Origin of the sequence: Neptunomonas phycophila (genome assembly GCF_001922575.1) — a bacterium.
Lineage (GTDB): Bacteria > Pseudomonadota > Gammaproteobacteria > Pseudomonadales > Balneatricaceae > Neptunomonas > Neptunomonas phycophila.
Genome location: NZ_MRCI01000001.1, coordinates 2,037,679 through 2,050,263, shown reverse-complemented (window position 1 = coordinate 2,050,263; position 12,585 = coordinate 2,037,679). Strand labels below are relative to the sequence as shown.

At 45.3% G+C, this 12,585-nt stretch carries 9 protein-coding genes; 5 read left to right on the top strand and 4 right to left on the bottom strand.

All coding sequences use genetic code 11. The features are described from left to right. Positions 1–143: 143 nt before the first annotated feature. Complete coding sequence (locus tag BS617_RS09270) at positions 144–518, top strand: diacylglycerol kinase (protein ID WP_139303153.1); 375 nt, start codon at positions 144–146, stop codon at positions 516–518. 45 nt (positions 519–563) lie between these two features. On the opposite strand, the gene BS617_RS09265 is transcribed toward BS617_RS09270, so the two are convergent. Continuing rightward, positions 564–3,221, bottom strand: a complete 2,658-nt coding sequence (locus BS617_RS09265; protein WP_075172539.1) for a nitrate reductase — start codon at positions 3,219–3,221, stop codon at positions 564–566. A gap of 417 nt (positions 3,222–3,638) precedes the next feature. Between BS617_RS09265 and BS617_RS09260 the strand changes: the two genes are divergently transcribed. From BS617_RS09260 to BS617_RS09245, 4 genes are read left to right on the top strand one after another with little or no spacing between them, the layout of a single operon-like run. Further along, positions 3,639–4,280 carry a response regulator gene (locus tag BS617_RS09260; RefSeq protein ID WP_075172538.1) on the top strand — a complete coding sequence of 214 codons (642 nt, stop codon included), beginning with the start codon at positions 3,639–3,641 and terminating at the stop codon, positions 4,278–4,280. A 48-nt stretch (positions 4,281–4,328) separates the two neighbouring features. Further along, complete coding sequence (locus BS617_RS09255; RefSeq protein WP_075172537.1) at positions 4,329–6,368, top strand: TonB-dependent receptor plug domain-containing protein; 2,040 nt, start codon at positions 4,329–4,331, stop codon at positions 6,366–6,368. Then, on the top strand, positions 6,369–7,268 hold the full coding sequence (locus BS617_RS09250) for a hypothetical protein (RefSeq protein WP_075172536.1): 900 nt from the start codon (positions 6,369–6,371) through the stop codon (positions 7,266–7,268). Positions 7,269–7,273: 5 nt separating this feature from the next. Beyond that, the gene (locus BS617_RS09245) at positions 7,274–8,704 is read left to right on the top strand and encodes a sensor histidine kinase (protein WP_075172535.1); all 1,431 of its coding nucleotides are present in this window, start codon (positions 7,274–7,276) and stop codon (positions 8,702–8,704) included. 183 nt (positions 8,705–8,887) lie between these two features. On the opposite strand, the gene BS617_RS09240 is transcribed toward BS617_RS09245, so the two are convergent. The 3 genes from BS617_RS09240 to nirD all read right to left on the bottom strand — a co-directional run bounded on the left by BS617_RS09240 (position 8,888) and on the right by nirD (position 12,583). Next, on the bottom strand, positions 8,888–9,493 hold the full coding sequence (locus BS617_RS09240) for a rhomboid family intramembrane serine protease (RefSeq protein WP_075172534.1): 606 nt from the start codon (positions 9,491–9,493) through the stop codon (positions 8,888–8,890). A gap of 3 nt (positions 9,494–9,496) precedes the next feature. Further along, positions 9,497–11,977 carry a reprolysin-like metallopeptidase gene (locus BS617_RS09235; RefSeq protein ID WP_075172533.1) on the bottom strand — a complete coding sequence of 827 codons (2,481 nt, stop codon included), beginning with the start codon at positions 11,975–11,977 and terminating at the stop codon, positions 9,497–9,499. A 273-nt stretch (positions 11,978–12,250) separates the two neighbouring features. After that, the gene (gene nirD / locus BS617_RS09230; protein ID WP_075172532.1) at positions 12,251–12,583 is read right to left on the bottom strand and encodes a nitrite reductase small subunit NirD; all 333 of its coding nucleotides are present in this window, start codon (positions 12,581–12,583) and stop codon (positions 12,251–12,253) included. Positions 12,584–12,585: the final 2 nt, after the last annotated feature.

Genomic DNA, 12,585 nt, shown 5'->3' with positions numbered 1-12,585 from the left:
TTGATCAAATTGGCAGGGTGATCTAGCCTTGTGATGCATTTATCGCTAGATTACCCGCCACTTTTAAATTACCTACCAAATGACCGGTCCGCTATGTGGATGGGGCATTTTTAAATTTATCAAATACGAGCTTAATCACACACATGATAACTAAATCACGGGGGCTGGCGCGTTTATATTATGCGTCAAAGTATACGGTCCAAGGCATCAAAGCTGCTTTTCGGCATGAGCCCGCTTTTGAATACGAGGTGTATGCCTTTATTGTTTTGTTTCCTGCTTCATTTTTCGTAGCACAATCACCAACTCAATGGGCTTTGTTGGTGGGTAGCTGTGTTCTTGTCTTTGCTTTTGAGTTAATTAACTCAGCTATAGAGGCGGTCGTCGACCGTGTTGGGGCTGAGTATCATGAGCTAGCAGGCCGGGCTAAGGATTTAGGTTCCGCCACTGTGACCATGGGGCTAATCATTGTCGTCCTTATGTGGGGGGCTGTAATAGCAGAGAACGGGAGCCTTTTTTGAAAAAAGGCTCTGATGCTTCAAGCTCGCCTAATTGAGTCCGTGCCCTTAGGCGGCAGTTTCTTTGGCTTGGTGCTCTAGGGTTAACGCTCTCAGTTCGGGTATACAGGAGCCGCAGTTAGTGCCGCACTTCAGGAGAGCTCCAAGCGATTCAACCGAATCCGCTTCGCCGTTTAATATTGCATTAATGATCGTTTGCTCGCCCACTTGATAACACGAGCACACGGTACGTCCTGTCTGGCTAGCAGGGTCAGCAGGGACACCCGCCAACAGGCGTAAACGGTCACTTTTGGTTTCGAATTCTGTTCCTATTTGCGCTTTTAACCAATTGCGATCCATCTCAGGCAGGTCTGGCTCACTCATTAGCACCACGCATAAGCGGTTATTTTTGAAACCTGCTGCACTTAAATAACGCCCTTCCGTGTCTTGCAGATGAACCCAATCATCCATATCACTGAATTGAGTTCTTAACCACGCCATATCCGGCAGGCGTTGCTCAGAAATCAATTCCCATAATGTGCAGTTGGCTAACGGTGTTCTGAACCATTCTAGGTCGCTATCGGGAGTGAATGTTTCATTGGTCATCAGCCAGCCTTGCCACTGGGCAACCAGTGGTGTGATAGTCACCGGGCTATGCTTAAACTCAGGTTGTCCTGATAGCGCATCGCTAATAGGGCGAACTAAGCTATTTGCGCGCGCATGACTGGCAAACATATCATTCCAATGCATTGGGATGAATAAAGAGTCAGCCCTGACCGACTCGGTAATTTCAGCGCGGGCAATATAACTAATGCCTCGATCACTCAACTTAACTAATGCGTTGTTGGCAATGGCTTGCTGTCGGGCCGTTTCTGGGTGAATTTGTACAGTGGGGGAGGCGATGTGCTCCAGAAGGCGTGCTGATTTTCCGGTGCGTGTCATGGTGTGCCATTGATCGCGTATGCGCCCCGTATTTAATGTGACTTGCCCACTGTTGGGGGTATAGGTCGGTAGGCGAGGCTGAACGGCTATTAAGTTGGCTTTTTTATCGGCCGTATAAAAGCGTCCGTCATCAAAGAAACGTGAACGCCCATTAGGGTGACGTGTGTTAACCGGCCACTGTATGGGAGTTAAATTGTGGTATTCGGCATTACTGATTTGGCTGAGTAAAGAGATATCAAAATCGCGTTCATCATCATTTTCAAACCCAGAAAGGGCGGCATGCTCGCGAAAAATATCAGCGCTGTTCTCATAGTTAAAGGCTTCTTCAAAGCCCAATCTTTTGGCTACTTCGCAGATCGCTTGCCAGTCGTGCTTTGCATCGCCAGGGGGAAGTAAATAACCCCGTTGCCGGGAAATAAAGCGTTCGGAGTTGGTTACCGTTCCGTCTTTTTCGGCCCATGTAGTAGCAGGGAAGCATGCATCGGCATATTGAGAGGTGTCTGTCATAGCTTGCGAGTCAGACACGATAACAAGATCACATGATTGTAATGCCGCTTTAATTCGGTCGGCATCTGGCATAGATACCACCGGATTAGTAGCCATAATCCAAATGGCTTTGATACGACCATCGGCAACGGCATCGAACATGTCTACGGCTTTTAAACCCTCATTTTTGGCCATGTTAGTGGCATTCCAAAATCGAGCCACACGGTCAATGTGCTCGGGTTTTTTGAAATCCATATGCGCCGCTAACTGGTTAGCTAACCCTCCGACTTCACGCCCGCCCATCGCATTGGGTTGGCCGGTAATAGAAAAGGGAGCCGCTCCAGGTTTACCTATTTTTCCGGTCAATAAATGACAGTTGATAATTGCGTTGCCTTTATCAACCCCACTGGACGATTGGTTAATGCCTTGAGAAAACAAGGTAACAACCCGTTCATTGTTCGCAAATAGTGAATAAAAGTGATTAATTTGATCTTCAGTTAAATCACAATCTTGAGCCGTCTGCTGCGAGGTTTGGTCTATGACGGCCTGTTGAATCGCCTCCAGTCCATTGCAGTGGTTGGCTAAAAAACTATCATCTAATTTGTTGTGCGCTATTAGGTGGTGCGCTAGGCCGTTGAATAAAAAAGCATCACTACCGGGCTTTAGCGGTAAGTGTAAATCGGCAATATCACAACTGGCTGTTTTACGTGGGTCAATAACGACCACTTGTAAAGACGGGTTTTGCTTTTTGGCGTTGGCCAAACGCTGATAAACAATGGGGTGTGCCCACGCTAAATTGGAGCCTGTTAGGATGACAACGTCAGCATGGTTAAGGTCATCATAATTACCAGGTACGGTATCTGTTCCAAAAGCGCGCTTGTGAGCAACAACAGCTGACGCCATGCACAGGCGAGAGTTCGTGTCGATATTAGCCGTGCCAATAAAGCCTTTAATGAGCTTATTAGCGACGTAATAATCCTCTGTCAGGATTTGTCCTGACACATAAAATGCGAACGCATCTGGGCCGTGCTCCGCAACAATGGCTTTTATTTTGTCACTGACATAGGCCAGTGAGGTATCCCAATCGGTAGGTTGCCCGTGTAGCATGGGCGTTAGCATACGACCTTCGTGATCCACTGTTTCATGCAGTGACGAGCCCTTCACACATAACTTACCGTGATTAGCAGGGTGATCTGTTGTGCCGCTAACGGCTATTAAGTTGCCGTTTTCTAGCTTGGCATCTACACCGCAGCCAACACCGCAATAAGGACACGTAGTTTTTACGATCGACGAAGTCATATAATTTACCCAAAAAAAAAGGCGCCTACAGATACGAATATCTGAAAGGGCGCCATTGCCATTGCTCCTAAAACCGATAATGTAGACTCGGTATTATTTTGTTAAAAGCATAATTTATGCCATCTACGGTTTTTTTATTAAGTTGCTGATTTTTATTGATTTTGTTTTTTATTAGTTAGTTGGATCGAAAGGGATTGCTGTGATTTTATAAAAAGTTGATGCGCTAAATGTGTGCGCGCACCAAATTAGTACGCTTTTGGCGTCCGTATTGAGGGGGGCTTAGCCCTATTTTTTGTACCGTTCTAGACCTTGGGTTAGTCCAACCATACAGTTTGAAAACCTCAATGCCTATTATTAGTCATTGTCACCTTTGTCAATCACTTGTTATAAGTAGACTAGTGACAAGGATGAAATCACATGAAATTGAGTGTTTTAATTGTTGAAGACGATGACGCGACTCGTGAGCGGCTAGAAAAAGCGATTAACGAAGGCGGCCAATTCCGTCTGGTAGGATCGGTTGGCTTTTTTAAAGCGGCTGCGTTCTTTTTGCAACACACCTCTCCCGATATTCTCTTAACCGACTTAGATCTCCCTGATGGTAACGGTCTTGATTTAATACGTATGCTACGAGAGCCAGAGGTAAAAACCGAACTGGCCGTCGTCATCACTATTTTTGGTGATGAAGAGCACGTGATCAATGCCCTCAAAGCGGGTGCCTCTGGCTACCTGTTAAAAGACGACGACTTTATAGAAATCAATAACGCTATTCAGCAAATGGTGGAAGGCGGAGCGCCAATAAGCCCGAGTATTGCTCGTTACTTATTGTCTGAGTTGAGCTTGCCTGAGCCGCAAAGCTTGATCAATTGCTCACACCTGAGTGTTCGTGAGCAGGAAATTTTAGTGCTAGTAAGCAAGGGCTATACCGCAAAAGAGATTGGAGGGATGTTGGACGTATCCTTCCATACGGTTAACGCCCACGTGAAAAACATTTATAAAAAGTTATCCGTTAGCAACAAGGCAGAGGCAATCTACGAAGCCACCCGACAAGGGCTTATTTAACGTATTTGCAGTGCAGCCTCTCTGTAAGCCGGTTGACAAAGGAGAGTCATGATAACGAAACCCCCAACGCTTTTGTGCTGGTTGTACCTGCTGATGTTCAGCCCTGTTGTCGTATTGGCAAAGCCTTTAGTCGCCTTAACGAATGACACACCGTTATTAAACGATAGTTTTGATGCCGACTTACCTGTCGTTATTAGTGCCAGCCGCTTAAATCAATCGATTCTTAAAGCACCTTCGGCTGTAACTGTATTAGACCGCGAGATTATTGAGGCGTCTGGTTTTACCGATATCGCTGATCTTTTTAGGTTAGTACCGGGCTTTCAGTCTGTTCGTGCTGACGGTCGTACGTTTGCATCGACTTATCATGGCGGTGGTTGGGAGATGACCAGCCGCTTACAAGTGCTGGTAAATGGGCGTTCAACGTACATGCCGACGTTATCTACCGTTGATTGGGATATTTTAGGCGTTCATATTAATGATATTGATCGCATAGAGGTTGTACGCGGGCCTTCCTCATCGGCTTATGGCAGTAACTCTTTTTCAGCGGCTATCAATATTATTACCCGTCCAATAGCACTCGATAGTCGCTTCGAAACGCAAGTGCGTGTGGGGGATCGTGGTGAGCGGGAAGTTTTCATTAAAACGAATCAACTGGGTGATTTGTTAAACTATCGCTTAAGTGCTTGGCATCATCAAGATAATGGCTTTGATCATTACCCTGATGATCGACGTTTTAATAACCTCAGCATCCAATTAGACCCTATGTTAAGTCCCGATCAAGATTTATCACTGTATCTTGCACTGGCTGAAGGTGATACGGGCATTGAGCATAACCAGTTCTATCCAAAGCGTGATCGTGATGTTAATGCAGCAAGTGCGCATATTTCATGGGCGAACAAGCTCAATAGCCGGTATGAAACAAAACTGAATTTTTATCACAATTACTCCAAAAATGATGACTTGGTAGAAAGTTTGCCGCTCTCAGAAGTGTTTGGTATCACGCCTGATCAATTTGAAGCGTTATTTGCTTCACCAGATCAGACGTTGTTAATGGGGACGCATACATTTACTACCGCTAAAACTGATCTAGAATGGCAGCTCAGTGGTATACAGGATTCAGGCTTACAGTATGTGGTTGGTATTGGGGGGCGTTACGAAACTTTCGGAAATTCTGTTTTCCTTGAAGATGATGTTTCGGCAACGACCTTGCGGGCGTTCAGTAATTTTCAGCTACCTATAGGAGGACGCTGGACAGTTAATGGCGGCGCGATAATAGAACGTGATGATTTTCAGCGTAATTATTTTTCCCCGCGTGCAAGCATTAACTGGCGCTTTTCAAACTTACAATCCTTACGCTTGGGGTATGGAAAAGCGTGGCGTATTCCTTCTTTATTGGAAAAGAATTTTGCGATGAAGACGACCCTTGATAATGGGGTGGTGGTTGATGAACGCATATTGGCGGACCCGTCATTGAAAGCAGAAGAGTTAACAAGCGTTGATTTAGGTTGGATAGGAAAACACCAAGAATACCCTTTGCAGTGGGAGTTAAAACTTTACCGAGAGCGTATCGATAATATAATGCGCTTCGTTTTAGATGAGTCAATCACTAATCCTATCGGGATTGAGCGAGAACAGATCGCTAATGTTGGGTATTACATTACTGATGGTTTTGAGGGAGAGTTGATTTACAGACCATTAAAAAAGAGCTTTTTACGCTTTCATTTTAATTGGGGAAGGAACGAAGAATATGCAAGGCGTCGGGCTATAGCGCCCTATAAATACATAACCAATACCAATCGCGCGCCTCAATCGAGTGTAGGGCTATTATTTAGCCATGCTTGGCGTAATTGGCAGGTGAGTTCGGCTTTGTATCACGTAGATTCGATGCGCTGGACGGGGAAAGGAGATGAAGTGGATGCGTATACGCGTTTTGACATTTCGGCCTCCCGTGTATTTTCAATAGGGCCCAAGCAGTCGTTATCTTTTAAATTAGCTGCTCAAAATTTAGGTCAGTCGTACCATGAGTTTTCTTTTAGACAACGGGTCGAGCCTAGGTACTACATCAGCGTTACTTTTTCAAAACACTAGATGGTAAACATACTTAAATACTTAATTTTTCTACCGTGCTTACTGAGCGCACTCTTTTCTGGCGCTGCGATCGCGGCAAAGCCTGTTTATTTGGTCTTATCGGATAACACCCCGCTGTACGACGAAGTGACCACGCTTATCAAGCATGGTCTTTCTGCTGATGTACCGTTACAAGTGGTTTATGCTGATGATTTTAAAGGCAGTAACGTTTCGTCAAATAGCTTACTTGTTCCTGTTGGTCGTCGTGCGGCTGAGGATGTCGCTCTAATTGAGGGCGGTAATTCTGTGATTTACAGTTTTATTGAAGCACAAACTTTAAACCGTATCCTCGAAGGTCGACCAAAGCAGCATTGGCAGGCTTCCGTTATAAATCAGCCTTTGGAACGATTAATAAGAACAGCTAAGCCGCTTATTCGAAATGACTATCGCAATAAGTTATTGATTGTTATTGCTGAATCAAATTTATGGGCTAGAAAACAAATTGAAGAATTACCTTCTGATTTGCGCGAGTTTATTGAAATTTTAGTCGTTGAGAAAGGTGAGGTAGCAGCTCGCCTTATTGATGACTCTTTTTATAAAGTGGCAGCCGTCGTTGCGGTGAACGATACCGCTATTTGGTCGGGCAATAGTGCTAAATGGATTCTGCACCAGGCGTATAGCTATCAAGTTCCGGTAGTGGGTTATGCGCAAACGTTTCAGAAGGCCGGAGCCATGATCGCGGTGTATTCGTCACTTTCTCGTATTGCTGAGACAACCTCAGGGTTAATCAATAACTGGATGTCAACCGACCAATTATCAGGCCAAGGTTTTGTTTACTCTGATTACCAGGTCGAGGTAAATGAATTTATTGCACGCGCATTGAGCTACCAGCCTGATAAGATAAAAATAAAGCATGACTGAGTCTAATGTTTGCATCCCGGATTAAAACGCAGCTGTTATTGATATCGCTAGCGCCCTTGCTGCTGGTGATGCTGTTGGTGTTGGGCTTTTTAGTAGGGACTACGCGTGACGGTATAGAGGAGCAAGTACAGAATCGAGGAGATGAAATAGCCGCTCAGATAGTCAGTATGTCCGAATTCTTTTTTTACACCGGAGACATGGAAAAGCTCAGTGAGGTTGTCGAGCTTATGATTAATATAGATGAGCTAATCTCTATTAAATTTAGTGATGCTAAAGGGCGTATCCTATTAGCCAGAGAGTTAGATAGTGTTAATCAAACGATTCGTACGTTTCGGGTAGCGATTCGAAATCAAGATCCGTTGGTCGATGAGCTTATCGAATTAGCCGCCACATCAGAGCCTGCGACTATATTGGGCTATCTTCATATCGGTATTTCTGAAGACCGCATTACAACCCAGCTGCAAGCTTTTTACATCCGTACCTTATTAATTGGCCTAGTGGCACTGTTACTCGGTTTGGTTTTAGCCTATCTGATGAGCCGGAAAATGACGTCGGCTTTGTCATCTCTTGCCGTCACGGCGCGCGAAATAGAACTTAAATCTTTGACTGCGCGTTGCCCTGAAAACGGACACGGAGAACTACTCGAACTACAGCACATATTTAATGAGATGGCTGAGTCCTTAGAGCGGAATGAGCAGCATATGTTGCGCCGCATAGAAGAGGCAACGAGAAGTTTAAATGCGTCTGTCGATGAACTGTCTCAAAAAAATGAAGAGTTGGCAAAGCAGCGTCAAGAGGCCATAGAGCTTGAACGCTCTAAAGCTATTTCGGATGAACGCGCGCGCATTATGAAAGATATGCATGATGGGGTAGGTGGGCAACTGGTGAGTTCTTTAGCGATCATAGAACGCGAGAGCGATTCTGAGGCAAGAAACAATATAGCGGCCACCTTAAGAGAGTGTTTGGATGATTTTAGGCTGATTATTAACTCGCTCAATGTTAATGCGAACAACCTTGATGCCATTATGGCGGACTTTAAATACCGATTAGATAAGCGTATTAAGTCACTATCGATTAGTTTGCACTGGCAAATTGATCCTAAGGCCGATCAAATTACGTTGCAGCCCCAGCAGGCATTGCATTTGCTACGAATACTTCAAGAAGCTACGACGAATATAATTAAGCACGCTGACGCCACCCGTATCAGTATCAGTTTGCAGTCTGATGGCGATGGAGTGCAGTTGATGATTTGCGATAACGGGAATTGCCGACTACTTGAGCGCAACGACTATGATGCTTCTGTCAGTTCTGAGGGATATGGGTTGACTAATATGCAGTGGCGGGCGCGACAGTTAAAAGGAACCATCAGTTTCTTGAATAACGAACCAAGTGGTTTCTGCGTGAAACTCATTCTGCCTGAGTTTGTTATTCACTGATTGCCTATCCCTTATTCTAGTGATGTTCAATCTCACGTGGTGGGCATATGATGGGCTTGTGGGTTGCCAATGGATTGATAATCTACTCAGCTGCATTGAGAAAACAGCGGCAGACTTTCAGGGAGGTCTGCCGCTGTGATCTTGTTTGATCACTCATTAATTATCTATGTAAATCAACACGTTTTATATCCGCGCTTGTTTCACTGTTATGACAATAAACAGTCCTACCCCCGTCAACATGCCAACAATGTGCACGTCTGATGCTACCGCAATACCATACAAATTGTTGTCGATAGGCATTAACCATTGGCTAAGGCTTTTGAATATAAGAAAGCCAATAACGGCGAGGCTGATGACCTTAGTAGTCTTAAAGTGAATCAAAGCCGCGATGCTAAATAGCCCATATAAAATTGAAGAGAAGCCAAGATAAAAGGCTCGTTCATACGCAAAATACAGATAGACATCACAACTAATAATGATAGCTAGGCAGTAAGTTACAAACGATCTAGCCGAAAGATAACGTCCATAAATCGCTAAAAAAGTGATAAATGCGCATAAGTTAGTCCAAAAATGTGGCCAAGACCAATGAGCAAAGTGAGCACTCAATACCGACCATGGGTATGGCTGGCTATTGTTCCATACCCAGAGTTGAGTCCATTCAGTGGCCCAAGGTGCGCAGGCTAAAAAAAGGGCTACACAGAGCACAGCAAACCAATGAATAGGCTCTAGTTTGCTGATGAATGTGTCCCCCTTTCTTTGCCGCCACTCCTTTTTTAGCAATAGCAACATGGCTTAACGAGCAAGATAGTCGCTGTTAAGTTGCGTGGCTAAATATCGGTTATATTCGGCGGCATACTCTATCCAATGGTCACGCTCGTGCTTATCTTGAGCCGACTGTAATGCATCAGAAACAGGAATATTTTGTGTTCCGTATTGAGTATTAATGGAGCTGACGTGTTGTTGCGCTATGCCCGGCAATATTATTTCGCGCCCAGGAATAGCAAAAAAACGATAGTCGTTATGTTCCATGGCGTGTTTGGCATCGGCTTGAGCACGAGCCGTATCTCCCGTACTAGGATGATGATGGCTACCATGATGAGGGTCTACGGGGGCATGTGGACTAGCTACCGTTTTGCAGCCAGTTAGGCTAAGTGCACCGGCTATCACTAAAGCGAGTAAGGCAAATGGGGGAATACTACCGCCGCCACCGCCACTATTCGACGAGCCTGAAGATGGCGGGGTGACCTCGGTTGTGGGCGTAGTGTATGGATCTGTATCAACCGTAGTTAAATCGGTATTGCCTCCAGATACTATAGAAAAGCGACCCGGATTAATCGCAAAAAAGATATTGTTAGTGCAACGCACCATCAATCGTGCGTCATTACTGGTTACTGCTGGCATCACAAAAGTTTGCTCGCCGTTATTGGTCGTGCCAGATAATAAAGCAGTTGGGAAGCTGGCTCCGCCATCAGTTGATAATAGAATATCCACGGCGGGACAATTAACCGGGCTGGTATTCGTCCCTGCTACGTCCCACTCCACGCTAACTTCCTCACCCGTTGTCCATTGTTCGTTTAGCACAGGGCTGTTAACAGTAAAAGGCCCGGAATCCCGATCAACGGTAATGACATTCGCATCATAACTAACGCCTCCATTACCATCGCGAACTGTGACTTGGAAATTGAGGTCTCGGTTTGTGGTTGGGTAAGCTTCTCCTAACGACGTGGTGTCATCAAGAAGGTCCGTTAGTTGAGGAAAATATCGGATAGCCGAATCGGTGGGTTCATAGGACCTAAAAAGAGCGCCTGAGCCATTGTCTATCATGGTTGCAGCACTAGATGATGCGCTACCTGCGTCCAACTCTTCCCAAATATAGCTCAGTGTATCGCCATTGGTATCAGATGCTGATGCCTCTAGCATAAACGGCGTTAGCGCCGGGATAATATAATCGCTACCGGCTGAAACGGTGGGGGCAGCATTGTTTAAAGAGCGGGTAGCCGCACACGATGTGCCGCTCAGGTAGCTTTGAATCTCTTTAATCGAGCCGCCATGAAAAAAAGCGCTAGAATCATTCTGTATGTTTTCGCTATCGCACAAGCCAGAGTAGGACATGATTGTAGAGCCGCTTCCGGGTTCCCATGCCGTCTCTGCATTGCGCCCTGAACTGCACACAGCTTGCGTGCCATTAAAAGAATGGTTGGCGCCAAATTGATGGCCTAGCTCATGCGCCAATAGCCCAATGTAGAAAATATCTGAATTAGGCTGTGAAAGCCCAGAAACGGCACCTGCTTTATAATAACCGCCTCCGCTGATTTGTGAGTTATCACAGACGCTTCCCACATAGGCGAGGCCGCTACCTGTTGTGGTAAACACATGGCCCAAGTCAAAGGCATTGACGCCCAGCACATTAGCCGCAAGCACCATATTAGTATCTATATCAGAGTTAGGGTCATTGTTGACAAACGGGTCTGTGTTCGGGTTTGTGTAAATTAGCTCATCACTGTTGCTGACTAATTCAAGTTGTACCGCTAAATCTTGTTGAAAAATGGTATTAACACGGTTGAGTGCAGTTGTTATCCCGGCTATCGCATTGGCTTTTGTTCCCCCAAAAAATTGGGTGTACTCGCCCGTAGCACTGACTGCAATACGATAGGTACGTAATTGAGATCCTGACGCCGTTGTTTGAGCAAGCGATTTAGCCTGCAGGGCATTGTTAGCGTAATTACTGAAAGGATTAAGGGCTTCATCCTGTACAGAAGTAGACAATGGGATGGCGTTTTTAGCGCTATAACTGAGGTATGCTTGTGTATCTTGGTGGTTGGCAGGATCAATTAATACCCATTCACCTTGGTGTAGAAACATGCCATGAAACCCAAGTGGTGTGATATCAAAACGACCTTTGTTAGCAGGGTTGGCTAAATCGACCCCTTCAAAGGTTTTGATATTTGGATATTTGTTGCCCAAATCAACGGCCATGAGCTGTGTTAATGTCAGTTGGTAGGTAGCACTGAGGCCGTCGGGTAATGGAATCACTACATCAATCGGGGTCGCATCTGTTATGGCTAACAGCGTTTGAGTGAGCTGGTCAAAATCAGCATTAAGGGCACGTGCTTGCTTGGCCGAAACATTAGGGCGCTTGTCACTATATGATTTTGCTTGTACTGACGGTGCGTTGCTGTCTATCCAGGGGTTGAGAGGGGCCGCTACACTTGATAACGAGGTGAGGGTAGACGTAAAAAAAATAGCCGCGAAAGATGCTTTAAAGAGATACATATTATTAGCCTAATTATATTGTGCGTTAACTATAGACAAGGAATGTGATGGAGCCTACTAGAAAGCAAAAATCCACTATCAGTTAGGATTTTATGTATCCAATTGAAGACTTTCTTCGATTCTGATGCGAAAAAAAAGGGCTTAAGGGTAATAATTATCCGTTAGCCCCAAAGGTAGGAGGAGGATCGCTTTTCTGCTGGTTAACGAGCAAAACTGCCTAGGGTTTGCTGGGCATGCTAGTTAGCAAAATGACCAACATTGCCCCTGTGCGAGTTATGCTTGAATTTTGACGCGGTTATCAACTATCTGCGCTGTCCAGCACGGAAGTGATACCGTCTCGTCATCTAAACATACGCCGTCGTTTAGGCGAAAACGCTGCTTATATAAAGGTGAAGCTACGTAAATATCATCACCGCTTGATCCAATAATGCCACGAGACATGACATTCGCTTTGCCGATAGGATCAAACTGACCTAACGCAAATACCTTATTTTCGGTTGGTAGATAGAAGAGTGCGACTTGCTTGTCGCCGAGTAGCGCACAAACGCCACTATCGCTTACTAAATCTTCAACTCCGCACAAATCAATCCAATTAGCTGTTGTCATCG